At 27.9% G+C, this 18,015-nt stretch carries 18 protein-coding genes; 12 read left to right on the forward strand and 6 right to left on the reverse strand.

Annotated features, from left to right (window positions below):
- Nucleotides 1-52: 52 nt before the first annotated feature.
- Nucleotides 53-985, reverse strand: coding sequence for a glycosyltransferase family 2 protein (locus tag FDK22_RS07075; RefSeq protein ID WP_228711649.1), 933 nt, complete (start codon nucleotides 983-985; stop codon nucleotides 53-55).
- Nucleotides 982-1,530 (reverse strand): septum formation inhibitor Maf, encoded by a 549-nt coding sequence (gene maf, locus FDK22_RS07080; protein ID WP_138152206.1) that lies wholly within the window; start codon nucleotides 1,528-1,530, stop codon nucleotides 982-984. The genes FDK22_RS07075 and maf overlap by 4 nt, the downstream gene beginning before the upstream one ends.
- A 90-nt stretch (nucleotides 1,531-1,620) precedes the next feature.
- Here maf and FDK22_RS07085 point away from each other — a divergent pair, with 90 nt between their 5' ends.
- Together FDK22_RS07085 and FDK22_RS07090 are read left to right on the forward strand one after the other, a co-directional pair.
- A complete protein-coding gene (locus FDK22_RS07085; protein WP_138152207.1) occupies nucleotides 1,621-2,904 on the forward strand; it encodes a tellurium resistance protein TerC in 1,284 nt (427 codons plus the stop codon).
- On the forward strand, nucleotides 2,904-3,830 hold the full coding sequence (locus FDK22_RS07090) for an AEC family transporter (RefSeq protein WP_138152208.1): 927 nt from the start codon (nucleotides 2,904-2,906) through the stop codon (nucleotides 3,828-3,830). Before FDK22_RS07085 ends, FDK22_RS07090 begins: the two co-directional genes overlap by 1 nt.
- On the opposite strand, the gene FDK22_RS07095 is transcribed toward FDK22_RS07090, so the two are convergent.
- Nucleotides 3,827-4,339, reverse strand: coding sequence for an NlpC/P60 family protein (locus tag FDK22_RS07095; RefSeq protein ID WP_138152209.1), 513 nt, complete (start codon nucleotides 4,337-4,339; stop codon nucleotides 3,827-3,829). The two genes, FDK22_RS07090 and FDK22_RS07095, sit on opposite strands and share 4 nt — an antisense overlap.
- Before the next feature lie 94 nt (nucleotides 4,340-4,433).
- Here FDK22_RS07095 and FDK22_RS07100 point away from each other — a divergent pair, with 94 nt between their 5' ends.
- On the forward strand, nucleotides 4,434-5,147 hold the full coding sequence (locus FDK22_RS07100) for an SIMPL domain-containing protein (protein ID WP_138152210.1): 714 nt from the start codon (nucleotides 4,434-4,436) through the stop codon (nucleotides 5,145-5,147).
- A gap of 5 nt (nucleotides 5,148-5,152) precedes the next feature.
- On the opposite strand, the gene FDK22_RS07105 is transcribed toward FDK22_RS07100, so the two are convergent.
- Both FDK22_RS07105 and alaS read right to left on the reverse strand, forming a co-directional pair.
- Nucleotides 5,153-5,632 carry a DUF2269 family protein gene (locus FDK22_RS07105; protein WP_138152211.1) on the reverse strand — a complete coding sequence of 160 codons (480 nt, stop codon included), beginning with the start codon at nucleotides 5,630-5,632 and terminating at the stop codon, nucleotides 5,153-5,155.
- A 1-nt stretch (nucleotide 5,633) separates the two neighbouring features.
- Entirely contained in the window at nucleotides 5,634-8,189 is a 2,556-nt protein-coding gene (alaS, locus tag FDK22_RS07110; RefSeq protein WP_138152212.1) for an alanine--tRNA ligase, read from the reverse strand.
- A gap of 166 nt (nucleotides 8,190-8,355) precedes the next feature.
- Between alaS and trxA (FDK22_RS07115) the strand changes: the two genes are divergently transcribed.
- The 9 genes from trxA (FDK22_RS07115) (at nucleotide 8,356) to FDK22_RS07155 (ending at nucleotide 17,553) form a co-directional block, all read left to right on the forward strand.
- Nucleotides 8,356-8,673, forward strand: a complete 318-nt coding sequence (trxA, locus tag FDK22_RS07115; RefSeq protein ID WP_138152213.1) for a thioredoxin — start codon at nucleotides 8,356-8,358, stop codon at nucleotides 8,671-8,673.
- A gap of 134 nt (nucleotides 8,674-8,807) precedes the next feature.
- Nucleotides 8,808-9,128, forward strand: coding sequence for a thioredoxin (gene trxA, locus FDK22_RS07120; protein ID WP_138152214.1), 321 nt, complete (start codon nucleotides 8,808-8,810; stop codon nucleotides 9,126-9,128).
- Nucleotides 9,129-9,306: 178 nt separating this feature from the next.
- The gene (locus tag FDK22_RS07125) at nucleotides 9,307-10,710 is read left to right on the forward strand and encodes a DASS family sodium-coupled anion symporter (RefSeq protein ID WP_138152215.1); all 1,404 of its coding nucleotides are present in this window, start codon (nucleotides 9,307-9,309) and stop codon (nucleotides 10,708-10,710) included.
- An 80-nt stretch (nucleotides 10,711-10,790) separates the two neighbouring features.
- Complete coding sequence (locus FDK22_RS07130; RefSeq protein WP_138152216.1) at nucleotides 10,791-12,992, forward strand: sensor histidine kinase; 2,202 nt, start codon at nucleotides 10,791-10,793, stop codon at nucleotides 12,990-12,992.
- Nucleotides 12,989-13,645: a response regulator transcription factor gene (locus FDK22_RS07135; protein ID WP_138152217.1), complete on the forward strand. Its 657-nt coding sequence runs from the start codon at nucleotides 12,989-12,991 to the stop codon at nucleotides 13,643-13,645. The genes FDK22_RS07130 and FDK22_RS07135 overlap by 4 nt, the downstream gene beginning before the upstream one ends.
- 124 nt (nucleotides 13,646-13,769) lie before the next feature.
- A complete protein-coding gene (locus FDK22_RS07140) occupies nucleotides 13,770-14,468 on the forward strand; it encodes an ABC transporter ATP-binding protein (protein ID WP_138152218.1) in 699 nt (232 codons plus the stop codon).
- Nucleotides 14,461-15,693, forward strand: a complete 1,233-nt coding sequence (locus FDK22_RS07145; protein WP_138152219.1) for an ABC transporter permease — start codon at nucleotides 14,461-14,463, stop codon at nucleotides 15,691-15,693. The genes FDK22_RS07140 and FDK22_RS07145 overlap by 8 nt, the downstream gene beginning before the upstream one ends.
- A 9-nt stretch (nucleotides 15,694-15,702) precedes the next feature.
- Nucleotides 15,703-16,431, forward strand: a complete 729-nt coding sequence (locus tag FDK22_RS07150; RefSeq protein WP_138152220.1) for an outer membrane lipoprotein-sorting protein — start codon at nucleotides 15,703-15,705, stop codon at nucleotides 16,429-16,431.
- A gap of 3 nt (nucleotides 16,432-16,434) precedes the next feature.
- Nucleotides 16,435-17,553, forward strand: coding sequence for a hypothetical protein (locus FDK22_RS07155; RefSeq protein WP_138152221.1), 1,119 nt, complete (start codon nucleotides 16,435-16,437; stop codon nucleotides 17,551-17,553).
- A gap of 140 nt (nucleotides 17,554-17,693) precedes the next feature.
- Here FDK22_RS07155 and FDK22_RS07160 read toward each other — a convergent pair.
- On the reverse strand, nucleotides 17,694-18,015 hold a 322-nt coding region (locus tag FDK22_RS07160; RefSeq protein ID WP_171012937.1), incomplete at its 5' end, for a fumarate hydratase C-terminal domain-containing protein.

The following is an 18,015-nucleotide window of genomic DNA, read 5'->3' on the forward strand; positions in this document are numbered from 1 at the left end:
ATAAGTAGTAATATTAGTAAAAATTTATTTTTTACAAAAAAAACATACAATATTATAGCTCCGATTCAATAATATAAACTGGACGATTTTTAGATTCTAAATAGATTCTTCCAATATATTCGCCTAATACTCCAATACCAATTAATTGAATACCTCCTAAAAATAAAATAACTACAATTAATGATGCATAACCTGGTACGTCAATTCCAAAAATCAAAGTTCGTGTAATTATAAATAAACCATAACTTAAAGAAAGAAAAGAAATAAAAAAACCTATATATGTCCAAACTCTTAGAGGTACTGTACTAAAACTAGTTATTGCTTCAAGTGCTAGGTTCCATAGTTTCCAAACATTAAAAGTACTTTTCCCAGCATGTCTACTTTCTCTCTTGTATTCAATGGTAGTCGTCTTAAACCCAACCCATGAAAAAATGCCTTTCATAAACCTTTGGTTTTCAGGAAGTAGTTTAATTGCATTTAAAACCTCTCTAGAAATAAGTCTATAATCTCCTACATCTTCAGGTACATTTATGTCTGAAATTTTATTATGAAATTTATAAAATAGTTTTGCACTTAAAGATTTGAAGATAGTATCACTGCTTCTATCAATTCTTTTTGCTAAAACTACACTATAACCTTCTTCCCATTTTTGAATAAATTTTGTAATTAGATATGGTGGATCTTGGAAATCTACATCTATTGGAATAATGGCTTCACCTAAAGCTTTATCTAAACCTGCTGTAAGTGCTGCTTCTTTACCAAAATTTCTTGATAAGTTTATAATTCTAATTGAAGAGTTTTCTAATTTTAGTTTCTTTAAAATATTTAAACTTTCATCTGAACTTCCATCGTTTATAAAAAGTATTTCATAAGATTTATTGGTTTCAATAAGTACTTTTTTTAAAGATTTATAGAATTGTTCCAAATTTTTTCCTTCATTATAACAAGGACAAATTACAGAAATCATTGGTATTTCATTATTCAAAGTATTCCTTCTTTCAACTTCTCAACACAAAGTCCCATTGCAGTACTTTCATATCCTTTCACCCTTTTAATATAGGGCTTACAAAAACCTTCCACCATAATAGCTCCTGCTTTTCCAAAACATTCGCCAGATTTGATATATTCTTCTATATGATTTTTATCAAATTTTTCAAAAATATAAGTTGTAATTGAAATATCAATAATCTCTTTTTTTTGTGACTTAAAAATCATACAAGTAATAACAGAGGTTTCACTTCCACTTTGAAGTTCAAGCATTCTTCTTGCATCGTTTTCATCTTTTGCTTTTCTTAAAAGTTCACCTTGTGAAGTTACAACAGAATCTGCAACTAATAATGGCATATCCTCACAGCCATATTTAGAAAACAGCTCTTTATATTTTCCTAGTGTTGCTTCATATACAAAAGATTTTGGGTTTGTAGTTTTGATTGTATCTTCATCAAAGTCTCCTCCATTTTGTATAAAATCAATATTGTGAGTTTTTAAAATTAGTGCTCTTGTAGGAGAATTTGAACCTAGTCGAATCAAAACTTAATTACCTTTTTTTATTTGAAGTATACTAAAAAGTTATAAAATATTAACTTTTATATTTTCATTGAAAATAGGATATAATCACCAATGCAAAAAATCAATATAATATCTGGCTTTTTAATATTTCTATCTTTTTTAATAACCGTTTTTAGCTATTTTTTTTATCCTGAATTATATATTTTATCTGGAATTTTAGCTTGGTTTGCTTTATTTTTATTGTTTAGTAAAACTTCAAATAAGAAATTATTAGTTTCCCTTTTGGTTTTATCTATGATAAGTTTTATTTTTAGCTTTTTAAATGGTTTTGATATTGATTTTAAAAGGGCTATTTTGGTTAATCAATACTTATTAGTACTTTTAATAGGCGTTGGTTTTTTAAGGCTTATTGCAAGTCCAAAGGAAACAAAAATAAAAGATTTACCTAGGGGTAAAAACTCTTTTTTAAAAACATATTTTGGGGTTCATCTTTTTGGGTCTGTTATAAACTTATCTTCTTTTATTTTAGTTGCTGATAAACTTTATAAAAAAGCTTCATTAACAAAATTGCAAGTTTTAGTTCTTAGTCGTGCTTTTTCTTCCGATGCTTTTTGGTCACCTTTTTTTGTTGCTTTTGCTGCTGCATTAACTTATGCTCCAAATTTAAAAGCTTCAACAATACTTCCTTTAGGGATTTTTTTGGCAATTATTGCTTTTGTTATAACTTATTTAGAGGTTTTAGTAAAATATGATTTTAAAGATTTCCAAGGTTATCCTATAAATTTTGAATCTTTGTATATACCTTTTTTATTAGCATTATTTGTTTTGATAACAAACCATTATTTTCCAAATCTAAAAGTAATATTACTTATTGCTGTTTTTTCTTTGCTTCTAACAATATTGATTTTACCACTTAAAGAGGGATTAAAAAACTCTTTTAAACTGTTGGATACTCACATTAAAACAGAACTTCCAAATATGAAAAATGAACTTTCGCTTTTTTTAGTAGCGGGTTTATTTGGAGTTAGTATAAGTTCAATTATTGTTGGTTTAAATATTGATTTTCCTTTGGAAAAATTTGATGGAATGGGTGCATCGATTCTACTTTTAGTATTTATTCTTTTATCTTTTATGGGAATCCATCCAATTATTACAATAGCCATTATAGGAAATTGGATAAATGAGTTAAACCATACGTTACTTGCAGTAACATTTCTAATGTCTTGGTCAATTGCAGTATCAACCTCCCCATTTAGCGGGCTTAATTTGACTATTCAGTCAAGATATAAATTGATTGCCTGGGATATTTTTAAAATTAACCTTCCTTATACCATCAAAATGTACTTTGTGTGTGTTATAATCTTAAATATACTAGCTAAATATTTAGGAATTTAATGAACATACTTTTTATAATACTAGGAAAAATATTTCCTTTGTATTTAACAATTGCAGCAGGTTATATCTTTACAAAATATTTTAAAATTAAAAGGGAACAAATAGCTTTTTTACTTGTTTATATACTTGGTCCCGTAGTAATCTTTTTTGCAGTTTTATCTATTGAGATTAATATCCAGCTTGTTTTCTTACCAGTTTTTATTTTTCTTTTTGGAAGTTCAATAGCCTTTTTTATTTTACACAAATATAAAGATACCTGGAAAGATCCTAGTGTAAATACTCTTGCTTTTACTTGTGGTACAGGGAACACAGGATATTTTGGTATTCCCCTTGCTATGATTTTACTTGAGCCAAGTGCTGCAAATATATTTATTTTTGGAACTTTAGCTTCCCTTTTATATGAAAATACTACAGGTTTTTATGTTACGGCAAAGGGTAGTTTTACAGCTAGACAATCTATACTTAAAATTCTTAAATTACCATTGTTATATGCTTTTATTGCTGGACTTTGTTTTAACCTTGTTGGTTTTAGAACACCTGAATTTATAGTACCTTATTTTGAAAATTTAAAATGGGCATATGGACTTTTAGGTATGATGATGCTAGGGATGGGGATGAAAGGCTTTAATCTTCATGAGGATTTTGATAAAAAGTATATAAAAATAGCATATTTTTACAAGTTTATTTTTTGGCCTGCAGTTGTATTGGCAATAATTTTTATTGATAAGAGTTTTATTCATTTTTTAAATGAAGAGATTTATAAAGTTATGTTTTTATTTTCAATAGTACCACTTGCAGGTAATACGGTTACTTTAGCAGTTTTATTAAAAGCAAAACCAGAAAAAGCATCATTTACAGTACTTTTATCAACTTTAATTTCAGTAGTTTATATACCTATTGTATTAGCTTTGTATGGTGGTTTTTAATCTAAAACTCTTATAACTTTCCAAAAATGTTTTTCATAATAAGGATTATCGAGTCTTGAAATCGTTACACCCTTTTTGGTAGAAGCGTGTAAGAATTTACCACCTTCAAGGTAGATTCCCACATGTCTTACTTTGAAGCCTGTTTTAAAAAAAACTAAATCTCCCATTTTTAAATCTTCTATTGAAACTTCTTCTCCAAATTCAGATTGTAAAGCAGTAGTTCTAGGAATTTGAATATTTAGTTTGTCTTTAAATGTCCTTTGCACAAAGGCAGAGCAATCAATCCCATTTTTTGAATAGCCACCATATTTATACTTAACACCTTTCCAGTCAATATATTGAGCCTTTAGGTTTTCATAAAGTAAGTCTTCTTTTGTAGTTTCAGTGGATTTATTTGGAAAAGATTTGTTGTGGTTAAAACTTTCACTTCTATAATTATTTTTTGAACTACAAGCTTGAAAAGTTAAAAGAATAAATAATATAGTCATAAGAGTTTTTATAAGATTCATATTGATACCTAGGTTTTTTCTTTATTTTAATTGAATCTCACTTAAATTTTTAGTATATTTGTTATAATTTAATATATAACTAAAAAGGATATATATGCAAAGTAGTATAAAACCAATGTTAATATTGGGTATAGCAATATTTTTAGGACTTTTTTCCTTAGGTTATTTTATTTCTACAAGTGTCATTAACTATAAGCAATTTGACAGAACTGTTACAGTAAAAGGATTATCCCAAAAACAATATAGTGCTGATGTTGTTTTATGGCCAATTAAATTTGTAACTCCTGATGCAAACCTTCTAGATTTAAATGAAAAAATAGAAAACTATACTTCTATAATTTTAAAGTTTTTGAAAGAGAATAATATTTCAGATAAAGAGATAACTATTCAACCACCATCAATTACAGATAAATTAGCAAATGATTATGGAAACAAAAATTATCAGTATAGATATTTAGGAACAAGAACTATAAATATTTATTCAAAAGATGTAACTAAGATTCGAGAGGCTATCTCTAAGTTAACAAAACTAAATAAAAAAGGGATTGTCTTTAAAATAAATGATTATGATACTAGAATTGAGTATATTTTTACTAGATTAAATGAAGTAAAACCTCAAATGATTGAAGAGTCAACAAAAAAAGCTAGAGAGGTTGCTTTGAAATTTGCTAAGGATTCCAATAGTAAATTAGGAAAAATCAGAAAAGCTAGACAAGGTCAGTTTTCGATTTTTGATAGGGATAAAAACACCCCTTATATAAAAACAGTTAGAGTTGTTTCTACGGTTGAGTATTATTTGAGTGACTAAGAGGTTTAAAATCCTCTTAATGTAACTCCTAGAAAAATTGCTATAACACCTAAAACTATATTTATAGGGATTAGGTAATTTGCTATTGGAAGTAATTTTTCTTTTGCATTTGCTAATGCGCCTTCATCAAAAGCTTTTTGTGCTTGTTTTCTTTTTATAAAAACTATTATAAAGACAATTGTCATAATTGTCCAAATCACCTCTTTTGCAATAACAAAACTATATAGAGGTGTTCCTTTAAATCCTAAAGCAATAATCATAATTATTGCAGTAAGAAGTAAAATTATAATTGAAGGAATAACCATATTAAAAAATCTTCTTAAAGATTCTAAGGTTCTTCCTAATTTTATTTTTGGGTCATTTATCTCTTGCATTGAGTAGTGAACTGCAAATCTAATTGCTATCATTCCACCTACCCAAATTACTGCAGAAATTACATGTAAAAATACAATTACTCCAGAAAAGTTTGCAAACAATGATTCCATATTATAAATTATCCATCACAAATTTTTTAGCTGCTTCTTTAGCTTCTTCAATTTTAGATACATCTTTACCCCCAGCTTGTGCGAAATCAGGTCTTCCACCTCCACCTCCACCAACAATAGGAGCAATTGCTTTAATCCAATCACCAGCTTTTACAGCTGTGTTTTTAGACCCTGCAACTAACATAACTTTTTCACCTTTTGGTTGAATTAGTAAGATTGCAACTTTTTCATTTCCATTTTTGTAATCATCAACTAGTTTTTTAATGTCACCATTTTTAACTATATCAACAACAACTTTTGTGTCTCCCACCATCTCTTCATTAATAGGTGAGGCACTTTGGCTTTGAGCCTCTTCAAGCTCTTTTTTAAGTTCTTTGATTTGTTCTTTAAGTTTTTTAATTCCTAAAACGGCATCTTTATTTTTAACTTCAGAAATAACTTCATTTAAAGTTGAAATAGCATCTTTTGTATATGCTGTAGCAGCTAATCCACATACTGCTTCTATTCTTCTCACTCCAGCAGATACACCTGATTCTTTTGTAATATAAAAACTTCCTATATCATGGGCATTTTTTACATGTGTTCCCCCACAAAATTCAACAGATACATCTCCAAAGCTAACAACCCTAACTACATCACCATATTTTTCACCAAACATAGCAATTGCACCTTTTTGTTTAGCTTCATCTATAGGTAATTCTTCAACATCACCACTTAAACCTCTTGCAATCATAGAGTTTACTAAATCTTCAACCTCTTCAATTTGTTCTTGTGTCATAGCTTTTGGATATGTAAAGTCAAATCTTAATCTTGAAGCATCATTAAGTGAACCTGCTTGTGATACTGTGTCACCTAATACCATTTTTAAAGCACTTTGTAAAAGGTGAGTTGCACTATGATGTTTAGCTATTTCGTATCTATTTACAACAACGGCATCAACATTTTCATTAATATTTAAATCTGAACTTTCTACTTTTACTTTTGAAAGGTTTATACCATGAAATTTTTGTGTATCTTCAACAATAGCAATATGTCTATTATCTTCTAATGCTCCAATATCACCTGATTGACCACCACTTGTTGCATAAAATGGAGTTTTGTCAAGCATCACCCAACCAGTTTGACCTTTTGTTAGTTTTGATACCTCATTAAAATTTTCATCTAATAATGTAACTATTTTACTTTTGTATGAAACATTATCATATCCCACAAATTCATTTACACCATATTTTTCAAGTAATGTTTTAAAATCACCTTCTAATGCAGCATCTCCACTACCTTTCCATGCAGCTTTTGCTTTTTTCTTTTGCTCTGCCATAAGTGCATCAAATTTTTCAACATCAACTTCAATATTTTTATCCCTTAACATATCTTGAGTTAAGTCTAAAGGGAAACCTTTTTCATCATATAATTTAAATGCAATTTCACCTGAAAATAAATCTTTTGTATTTTCTAATTCTTCATTAAATAGTGTCATCCCAGAATCAATTGTTTTAAAGAATCTTTCTTCTTCTAAAGTCATTTGCTCTTTTACATACTCTTTTTGTTCAACTAATTCACTGTAATGATGTCCCATAATATCACATAAACTATCGTAAAGTTCAGCCATAAATGGTTTTCTAAATCCTAAAAGATATCCATGTCTAACTGCTCTTCTCATAATTCTTCTATTTACATAAGGTCTTCCTTCGTTTCCAAATAAAATTCCTTGTGAAAGCATAAAGGCATTTGCTCTTAGGTGATCAGCAATTACTCTATATGAACCTATATTCTCTTTTGTTGCAGTTTTGCCAGCTAAACTTTCAAGTTTTTTAATAATTGGTTGGAAATTTGAAGAATCAAAGTTGTTTAAAACTCCCTCTTTAATCGCCATAACTCTTTCTAATCCCATTCCCGTATCAATTGAAGGTTTAGGAAGAGGAGTTCTTGTTCCATCACTACTTTGTTCATATTGCATAAATACTAAGTTCCAAATCTCTAGGAATCTGTCACCATCTCCACCCATTTTATCCTCTGGGCCATTGAAGTTTTCTTCACCTTGGTCATAAAAGATTTCAGAACATGGACCACATGGACCTGTATCTCCCATAGACCAGAAATTGTCTTTATCTCCAAATCTTAAAATTCTACTAGAATCAATATGTTTAGACCATATATCAAAAGCTTCATCATCACTATCATGAACTGTTACCCAAAGTTTTTCAACAGGTAATTCTAAATTTACTGTAACAAATTCCCATGCATAGGCAATTGCATCCTCTTTAAAGTAATCCCCAAAAGAAAAATTACCTAACATCTCAAATAGTGTATGGTGACGCGCTGTATAACCAACATTTTCTAAGTCATTGTGTTTTCCACCAGCTCTAACACAAAGTTGACACGATGTTGCAGTTGGATTTTTAGGTTTTGGCACTGCACCTGTAAATATATCTTTAAATTGAACCATACCTGCATTTGTAAACATTAATGTAGGATCGTCCGGAACTAAAGGCATAGATGAGATAATCTCATGGCCTTTGCCTTTAAAAAATTCTAAATACTCTTTTCTTATATCCATTTATTCTGTCCATTTAATTAGTTTTTACTAACATAATAATTTGCGCCTATTGTAACCAAAATATTATTTATGAAAGATTAGTGGAGCTTTATACAAGTTGATTTAAGTTTTAAAGAGTATAATTTAACACTTTTACATAAAAAATACATAAATAAAGGAATTTAAAATGGGTAAATATATAGATTTAACTCCTGAAAACTTTGAAGAAGTTACTAACTCTGGTGTATCAATGGTAGATTTCTGGGCTCCATGGTGTGGACCTTGTAGAATGGTTGCTCCAATTATTGAAGAGTTAGCTGAAGAGTTTGAAGGTAAAGCTAACATTTGTAAAGTAAATACAGATGAGCAACAAGATTTAGCTGTTAAATATGGAATTAGATCTATTCCAACTATTATCTTTGTTAAAGATGGGGAGATAGTTGATCAAATGGTTGGTGCTGCATCTAAACAAGCATTCGCTGATAAAATTAACTCATTTTTATAATAGTTAAATAAAATCAAAAAACTTAAGCAAGACTTAGTCTTGCTTTTTTTATTTACTTTTTAATATGGATATTATTTATTAAATGATAAAATTTTTCCATAAATCAAAGACAACAAATAAAAAGGAAAAATAAAATGTCAGCAAAATATATAGATTTAACAGAAGAAAATTTTGAAGAAACTACAAAATCAGGTGTAGCAATGGTAGATTTTTGGGCTCCATGGTGTGGACCTTGTAGAATGCTAGCTCCAATTATTGATCAATTGGCTGAAGAGTTTGAAGGTAAAGCTAAAATTTGTAAAGTAAATTCAGATGAACAACAAGACTTAACAGTTAAATATGGTGTAAGATCAGTTCCTACAATATTATTTATGAAAAATGGTGAAGTTGTAGACCAATTGATTGGTGCACAATCTAAACAAGCTTTCTCAGATAAAATCAACTCATTAATATAAAATATATTGAATATATCTAAAAAATTATTGAAAGGATAGCACTAGCTATCCTTTTTTTTAACTTAAAATTTACAATTAAACTACAAAATTACACTAAATATTAAAAAAGCCACACTAATGTCACATTAGAGTTTTAAAATTTCAGTATAAAAAAAGAACATTAATGAAAGGATATGTTATGAGCAATACAGTAAAAATGGCTATACCAATTTTAGTAGCCGTAATTGTTGCGCTTCTACCTACACCAGAAGGTTTAGCTGTTAACGCACACTATTTCTTCGCAGTGTTTTTAGGAGTAATTGTAGGTTTAATTTTGGAGCCAATTCCACCAGCACTAATTGGTTTAACAGGAGTTGCATTTTGTGCAGCATTTGGTTTAGTTGGTAATTCAAAAGAATCAATTAAATGGGCTTTAAGTGGATTTTCAAATGGAGTTATTTGGTTAATTTTTGCAGCATTTATGTTTGCTCTTGGTTATAAAAAATCAGGACTTGGAAAAAGAATTTCACTTATGCTTGTTAAAAAATTAGGTAAAACATCATTAGGTTTAGGATATGCAGTAGCATTTGCAGATGGTATTTTAGCACCATTTATGCCTTCAAATACAGCAAGAAGTGCAGGGACAATTTTCCCAATTGCTATTAATATTCCGCAAATGTTTAATTCATTACCAGATAATGAGCCTAGAAAAATTGGTTCATATATTTCTTGGGTAGCTATTGCAGCAACAACTGTTACAAGTTCTATGTTCTTGACAGCTCTTGCTCCAAACTTACTTGCAGTATCTTTAGTGCAAAAAAATGTAAATGTTGCAATTGAGTGGGGAACATGGTTTAGTACACTAGCTGTAATTATGGTTCCATTGTTCTTATTAGTTCCATTGTTAGCATATATTGTTTATCCACCAGAACAAAAAACTTCACCTGAAGCGCCAGCATGGGCAGCATCAGAGTTACAAAAAATGGGTGGAATTACTAAAAAAGAGATTTTAATGCTTTGCTTTGGTATCTTAGCATTAGTTATGTGGATTTTTGGTAAACAAATTGGTGTAAACAGTACAACAGCGGCTATTGCAGTATTATGTTTACTTGTTCTTTCAAATGTAATTACATGGGAAGATGTTATCACTAATAAAGGTGCCTTTGATGTTTTCATTTGGTTTGCAACTTTAGTTGCTATGGCAGCTGGTTTAAAACAAGTTGGATTCTTAAAATGGGCAGCAGGGTTAATCTCTGGAGGATTAGTTGGAATGGATCCAGTTACAATTGCAATTTTACTTGTAATTCTATTCTTCTTATTCCATTACTTTTTTGCAAGTGTTACAGCTCATACAGTGGCATTATTACCACTATTTTTAGGGGTTGCTGTAAATCTTTTACCTCAAGAGATGATTCAACCATTATCAATTCTTTTAGTTGGTTCATTAGGATTAATGGGAATTATCACTCCGTATGGTACAGGACCTTCTCCAATTTGGTATGGTGCAGGGTATATATCACAAGCAAAATGGTGGTTCTTAGGAGCAATCTTTGGTGGTATCTATTTACTTGCTTTAGTAGGATTAGGATTTGTTATCCTTTAATCTGAAGAAATAACTACGAAAAAAGGTGTCAAGAAATTGGCACCTTTTTTTTATTAAATTTCTACTATAATATTTTCAATATGAAGAAATTAATTTTTTTACTAATCTTTCCAATTTTTCTATTTGCTAATAGTAAGATTCTTATTATAAACTCCTATCACAAAGGTTATGAATTTAGTGATAGTATTGTAAAAGGGATTGAAGAAGTAGTTTATCCTTATACAAATATAGATATTAATACTTTATATATGGACTCAAAAAGGGTTACTTCAAAAGAGTATTTTTCAAATCTTGAAAAACTATATAGCGTTCAATTAAAAAATAGAGAATATGATTTAATTGTAGCAATTGATAGATTTGCATACGATTTTGTTTTAGATGTTCATGAAAAATTTTTTAAAGATAAGCCAGTTTTAGCTGTTGGTATCGAAAACTTTTATGAAGAAAAAGCAATAAAATATGGTGTTAAAGATAAGGTTTCAGCTTTATTAGAAAGAAGAGATTTAAAATCTAATGTAAAAGTTATAAAAAGATTAATACCAAACCTTCAAAAACTTTATATTATAAATGATAAAAGTGAAAATGCCTTACATACTGAACCTTTAATACAAGAACTTTTTGAAGACTTTGATGGTGATTATGAATTAATTTATTTAAAAGAGGATGATTTAGAAAGTTTAAAAGAAAAATTCCAAGTTGAAGATGAAAATAGTGCAGCCTTATTTATACGATTTTATAAAAATAAAGATGGGAAATTAAATAATAATAGAGAAATAGAAAACTTTATTGATAATTCAAAAATCCCTATTTTTATAACAGATTCTATATTTATAAAAAAAGGTGCAGTTGGTGGTAGGATTGTAGATTTATATAGATTTGGTAAAGCTTCTGGGGAAATGGCACTTGATATTTTATATGGCAAGGAGCATAAGGTTATTATATTCAAAGATTTAAATTATGTATTTGATTCAAAAAAACTAGAACAATTTATTCTTCCCGTAAGTGTTTTAGATGTAGATTATGAAATTGTAAATAAAAGGGAGACTTTTTATGATAAAAATAGAGGTTTCATTGAGGTTGTATTTAAACTTATCCCCTTATTATTGTTCCTTATTTTAGGACTTATTCATAATATATATAAGAGAAAACAAACAGAAAAAGAGTTAAGACAAAGAATTGATTTTGATGCAGTTTTATTAAATGCAATTGATAGTCCCATCTTTTGGCAGGATGAAAAGGGTTTTATTGTAGATTCAAATTCACAGTTTTGTTCTTTATTAAAACTCAAATGTGATCAAATATATGGATGTGATGAAATATATGGAAAAAAACTTGAAGACTTTTCTTCTAATCCAAATGTTTTACTTATAATAGATGTTTTAGAAAAATATAAACAAAATAAAAAAGAAAACTATGAATTTAAGTTTTATGATTTAAGTGGAGAAAAGAAATTTTATCTTTTAAAGCAGGAAAAATTTGAAGATAAAAAGTCTAAAACAGAAGGTACTGTTACAATTTTTACTGATGTAACTAAAGAGAGAGAAGTTGCAATGGAAAAACAAAGAAATAGACAATTTGTAATTCAACAAAGTAAATTAGCAGAAATTGGTGAAGTATTTTCATCTATTGCCCACCAATGGAAATCTCCTCTTATAGAGATTACGGCAATTGCACAAGAACTTTTTTATACAAGAAAATGTGATGGTTGTAATAAAAATGAAAAAGAGGATGAAAGTTTTGTAAAAGATATTATGAATCAAGTTACATATATGACAAATACTATTAATGATTTCCAAAAATTTATCATGCCTTCTAATAAAAAGAAAGAATTTAACATTTATGATGCTGTAAAATCTGTTTTAGAAATCATAAATCATAATATAAAATACAATAATATTAAAATCAATATCGATGTAAAAGATGATACAAAGTTAAATGTTTTTGGATATAAAAATGAGATTATGCAATCTTTTTTAAATATAGTTAATAATGCAAAAGACGCTCTTTTGGAAAAAAATGATTATAAAAACAGAAATATTGAAATAAAACTTTTTAATGAAAATAAATATTTAGTAATCACAATAAAAGATAATGCAGGTGGTATTGATGAAAAATCAATAAATGATATTTTCAATCCATACTTTACTACAAAAGAGAATGGCCATGGAATTGGACTATATATGAGTAAGGTTATCATTGAAGATAAAATGGGTGGAAGCATTTCTGTAAAAAATGTTGAAAATGGGGCAATGTTTACAATAAGATTGGATCAAAGTATATGAAAATATTAGTTTTAGAAGATAATAAGAGTTTGTCAAGTGTTATGGATAAAGCACTTACAGCTGAGGGGTATAAAGTTGATTGTTTTTATGATGGTGATGATGCAGCAGATGCAGTAGAAAATGGCTATGGTTGTTTTATTTTAGATATAAATGTACCAAATTTGGATGGTATCTCAATTTTAGAATATATTAGAATGAATCATCCTGATACACCAGTTATTATAATTAGTGCAAATCATGATTTAGAGAAAATTGAAAAATCATACTCTTTTGGATGTGATGATTATTTAAAAAAACCATTTTATATTTTAGAACTTGTTCAAAAGGTTAAAAAACTTTGTGTTTTACAAGAGCAGTTTTTAAAATTTGACGAAGAATTTAAATTTGATTTTAAAAATAGAGTTTTATATAAAAATGGCGTTGAGTTAGAACTTACTAAAAAAGAGATACTTTTTATAGAACTTTTTTCAAATGATTTACACCGTTTGGCAACATATGAAGTTATTGAAGAATATGTTTGGGAAGGTGAAGAAACCAATTTAATAAATATTCGAGCAATGATTAAAAGATTAAGGAAAAAACTTCCTGAAGATGCAATCACTATTGTAAAAGGTTTAGGGTATTCTTTAAATAAAAATGTTTCATATATATAAAGTATATACACTAACGAAAATTCAATTGAAATAAAAAGCTTAAATTCTTTTTCTATTATTAGTTGTATTAATAATATATTAATAATCTAAATATATAATTCTTTTATATATTTGGAGGTTCTTTATGATTAAAGCAAATAATCTTAAAAAGGTCTATAGAGTCGGTGAATTAGACCTTACTGTAATTGATAACTTATCAATTTCTATAAATGAAGGTGAGTTTATCTCATTTATTGGTCCAAGTGGAAGTGGAAAATCTACAGTTCTAAATATGCTTGGTTGTTTAGATACTCCAACTTTTGGAGATATAGAAATAAATTCTCAGGATATTACTAAATTAAATAAAACTCAATTAGCTAATTTTAGAGGTGAACATATAGGTTTTATATTTCAAAGCTTTAATCTTATCCCTGTACTTACTGTTTATGAAAATATTGAATATCCTTTAATTATGATTCAAAATTTAGCAGAAGAAGAAAGAAAGCTTAGAGTTGAAAAGCTATTAAAAGAAGTAGGAATGTTTGAGCATAAGGATAAAACGCCAGATAAAATTTCTGGTGGTCAAATGCAAAGAGTAGCTATTGCAAGGGCTCTTGTAACAAACCCTAAAATTGTTTTTGCAGATGAACCAACAGCAAATTTAGATAGTAAAACTGCTCATATGATTATTGAATTGATGAAAAAGATTCAAAAAGAACATAATACAACTTTTGTATTTGCAACTCATGATGAAAAGATTGTTGAAAATGTTGATAGATTAATCACTTTAGTTGATGGAAATATCGTTGAAGATGTTTATACTAAAAGAGGCCAACATGAATAATATACTAAAAATATCATATAGAAACCTAAAAAGAAACCATAGACGAACACTATTAACATCAAGTCTTATTACTCTTGGAGTAATATTTGTACTTGTATATATAGCACTTTCTGGAAGTTTTAAATCTTATATGATTGGACAAATTACTGATTCTTCAATGGGACATATTCAAATACATAAAAAAGGATTTGTTGCAAGTGTTGAAAATCTGCCTTTAGATAAAAATTTAAATGAAAAGGCATTAAATTTTATAGAAAAGTATTTAAATGAAAGTAAATATATCGAAAGTTATTCTTATAGAATAAAATTTGGTGGAACTTTTTCAAATTTTGAAAGTACTACAAATATAAGATTAAATGCTATTGATCCAAAAATGGAGTTTGCAACATTGCCTGCACTAAAAGATAGATTAGTAGGTTTTAAAGGATTACAAAAAGGTGAAATCATTGTACCTGATCTTATTGCAAAAGGAATGAAGGTAAAAAATGGCGATCCTATTGTTCTTGTTGCAAATAATAAAAAGGGAAGTGTAAATGGTATCAATTTAAAAGTATCAGGTATGGTTGAAAGAATCAGTGGCCCTGGAGGTAGAGATGGATATATACATTTAGATGATGCTAAAAAAATATTAAGAATTAATGATGTTGAGGTAAGTGAAATTTTAGTTAGGCTAAAAGATAACAATAAATTAAAAGAGGCAGTTAAAGAATTAAATCCTATTTTAGAAAAACTAAATCAAAGTGGTAAACCAGCTTTTGAAATACATACTTGGCAACAATTAAGCCCATTTTACAATATTATAAAAATGCTTGATATTATGAATATAGCTATTCAAATAATATTAATATCAATTGTTTTAATCTCTATTTTAAATGTGATGATTATGAGTGTATATGAAAGAATAAAAGAGATAGGAACAATTTCAGCTATGGGAACACCACCAAAAACTATTGTGAAACTTTTTTTAACTGAAGGTTTACTTCTTGGGATTCTTGGAGCAGTTCTTGGTGGGATAATTTCATTTTTGATTGTCCTAGGTCTTGATATGGCACAAATTACATATAGTTTTGGTAGAGAAAGTGATTTAATACTCAAGCCAATATTAAATTTTAGTGATATCGTTGTAGTTGGTCTTATTGTTATAGTTATTTCATTAATAGCTTCAATTAGTCCAGCAATAAAAGCTTCTAAACTAGACCCAGTTGAAGCACTTAGAACAAATTAGGAATAGATTATGAAAAAATTATTAATTACATCTTTATTTTTAAGTTCAATATTTTCAATTAATATCCTTGCTCAAAATATACTTGAACAAGTTGATGAAAAAATGGCACCTGGAAGTAGTGAAAGCTACAAAAAATTAGTAAATATAGAACCAGATGGAACAAAAAAAGAGTTTTTACTTTATCAAGCAAGAAAAGGCAGTAATAAAATGGTATCTGCTTTTTTAAAACCAGAGTCTGAAAAAGGAAGAACAACTTTAAGAGTTGATGATAATATGTGGCTTTATCTTCCAGATGTTGGAAGAGCAATTAGAATCACTTCAATGCAAAGTGTTATAGGTGGTGTTTTTAATAACTCAGATATTATGAGATTAGATTTTGCAACAGAATATGATATAGTCTCTCAAAAAGATAATGATAATGAAATCTTAGTTGAAACAAAAGCTAAAACAGATACTGTTGCCTATGATAAATTATTAATGAAAATAGATAAAAAAACAATGACTCCAAAAGAGATAGAGTGCTATGCTTCTACAGGAATGTTGATAAAAACTTTATACTATAAAGATATAAAAGATTTTGGAAATGGAATAGTTAGACCAGCTGTAATGGAAACAAAAAGTCCACTTTATAAAGGTTATACTTCAATTATGGTTTATGGAAAAATTGAACCAAAAGAGTTTAGTGATGAAGCATTTACTTTAGATAACTTATCAAAAGTTGAAAATCTAAGAAGATAGATAATGAAAAGAGTTTTTCTATTTTGGGTTTTAGTTTCAACACTTGTTTTCGCTAATGATTATGAGTTTAGTTTTGATGAACTTGAAACAATAGAAACTAAATCCTATGAATATAGTGGATATATTGAGGGTGAATATAAATATCAAACTTTAAATAAAAACTCTCCTTTATATCCAAGTAAAAATAAAAATTCACAAAATAGCTATTTTACAGAACTTTTTTTTAACTATAAATATTTTCTAGATAAGTACACTTTTAATTTGGATTTATTATCAAACTATGAGAATATAGACCAAAATGAAGAGTTTCAAACTATTATAAGTCAGGGATTTATTAATTATAAATATAATGAAAATCATCAGATTTATTTAGGTAAAAAAACTCCAAAATGGGGTAAAGGGTATTATATAAATCCTATTGCTTTTATTGATAGAAAAAAAGACCCAAATGATCCTGAGGGAGCAAGAGAAGGTTTTACTCAAATAAATTATCAATATAATAAAGTTTTAGATGGTAGTTTAAAAAATATATCTTTTGATGCAGTTTATTTAAAAGTAACAAAAGATATCAATGATTACTTTTATAATGAAAATGATTCAGATATTTTAGCTTTTAAAACATATTTTCTTTATAATGATGTAGATATAGATTTGGTTTATCTATATAACAATGATAATGAAGATAAGTTTGGATTTGATTTTTCAACTAATATTCAATCAAATTTTGAAATACATGGGGAGTATGGAATATTTGATGATGGATATTATTCGTATCTGCTTGGATTAAAATATTTGACTGAATCTGAATTAACAATTCTTAGTGAATTTTATTATCAAAATGAAATTCAAAGTAATAGTACAGCTTTTTGGGATAAAAAATATTTTGTAAATTCTTTTACTCAAAAAGAACCATTAGATATTTTATATACTAGTCTTTACTATAAAAATATTTTTAATATAAATGATAAATCTCATCAAAATAAAGTTGGAATTTTATATTCAGGAATTAAAAATTTAGATATTGATTTTTCAATTTCAAAAAATATAGGGAATGATATAAGTGAGTATGGGAAAAAGCTTGTAGACGAAAATTTTTGGCTTAGATTAAAATATAGTTTTTAGCTTTTTTAAAAGTAGCCTTGGAAAGAGAGAGTATTCCAAGGCTGTATTAAAATCAATAGGGGGGGGTATATTTTTATTTTCTTTTTATCACCTCCTTGTTTTTTGGGATGTGTCTTAAGAAAATCTTTTAATCTTTTAGATTATATTTGTTTCCACTTTTGTGGCCCAGTTGTATGAATAGAATTACCCTCTGTATCAACTGCAACAGTAACAGGCATATCTTTTACTTCAAACTCGTAAATAGCTTCCATTCCCATCTCTTCAAATGCTAAAGTTTTAGCACCTTTAATAGATTGAGAAATTAAATAAGCAGCTCCACCTGTAGCAATTAAATACATTGATTTATACTCTTTGATTAAATCAATTGTTGGTTGTTTTCTTTCAGCCTTACCAATCATACCCATGATTCCAATCTCCATCATGTCTTTAGTAAATTTATCCATTCTAGTTGATGTTGTTGGT

Origin of the sequence: Arcobacter arenosus (genome assembly GCF_005771535.1) — a bacterium.
In the GTDB taxonomy this organism is placed as follows: domain Bacteria; phylum Campylobacterota; class Campylobacteria; order Campylobacterales; family Arcobacteraceae; genus Halarcobacter; species Halarcobacter arenosus.

Excerpts from the sequence above, each read along its gene's own strand:
- FDK22_RS07130 (WP_138152216.1), top strand. The coding sequence starts at position 10,791 with ATGAAGAAATTAATTTTTTTACTAATCTTTCCAATTTTTCTATTTGCT.
- FDK22_RS07085 (WP_138152207.1), top strand. The coding sequence starts at position 1,621 with ATGCAAAAAATCAATATAATATCTGGCTTTTTAATATTTCTATCTTTT.
- FDK22_RS07145 (WP_138152219.1), top strand. The coding sequence starts at position 14,461 with ATGAATAATATACTAAAAATATCATATAGAAACCTAAAAAGAAACCAT.
- trxA (WP_138152214.1), top strand. The coding sequence starts at position 8,808 with ATGTCAGCAAAATATATAGATTTAACAGAAGAAAATTTTGAAGAAACT.
- FDK22_RS07155 (WP_138152221.1), top strand. The coding sequence starts at position 16,435 with ATGAAAAGAGTTTTTCTATTTTGGGTTTTAGTTTCAACACTTGTTTTC.
- FDK22_RS07090 (WP_138152208.1), top strand. The coding sequence starts at position 2,904 with ATGAACATACTTTTTATAATACTAGGAAAAATATTTCCTTTGTATTTA.
- trxA (WP_138152213.1), top strand. The coding sequence starts at position 8,356 with ATGGGTAAATATATAGATTTAACTCCTGAAAACTTTGAAGAAGTTACT.
- FDK22_RS07135 (WP_138152217.1), top strand. The coding sequence starts at position 12,989 with ATGAAAATATTAGTTTTAGAAGATAATAAGAGTTTGTCAAGTGTTATG.
- alaS (WP_138152212.1), bottom strand. The coding sequence starts at position 8,189 with ATGGATATAAGAAAAGAGTATTTAGAATTTTTTAAAGGCAAAGGCCAT.
- FDK22_RS07150 (WP_138152220.1), top strand. The coding sequence starts at position 15,703 with ATGAAAAAATTATTAATTACATCTTTATTTTTAAGTTCAATATTTTCA.
- FDK22_RS07140 (WP_138152218.1), top strand. The coding sequence starts at position 13,770 with ATGATTAAAGCAAATAATCTTAAAAAGGTCTATAGAGTCGGTGAATTA.
- FDK22_RS07095 (WP_138152209.1), bottom strand. The coding sequence starts at position 4,339 with ATGAATCTTATAAAAACTCTTATGACTATATTATTTATTCTTTTAACT.
- FDK22_RS07125 (WP_138152215.1), top strand. The coding sequence starts at position 9,307 with ATGAGCAATACAGTAAAAATGGCTATACCAATTTTAGTAGCCGTAATT.
- FDK22_RS07105 (WP_138152211.1), bottom strand. The coding sequence starts at position 5,632 with ATGGAATCATTGTTTGCAAACTTTTCTGGAGTAATTGTATTTTTACAT.
- FDK22_RS07100 (WP_138152210.1), top strand. The coding sequence starts at position 4,434 with ATGCAAAGTAGTATAAAACCAATGTTAATATTGGGTATAGCAATATTT.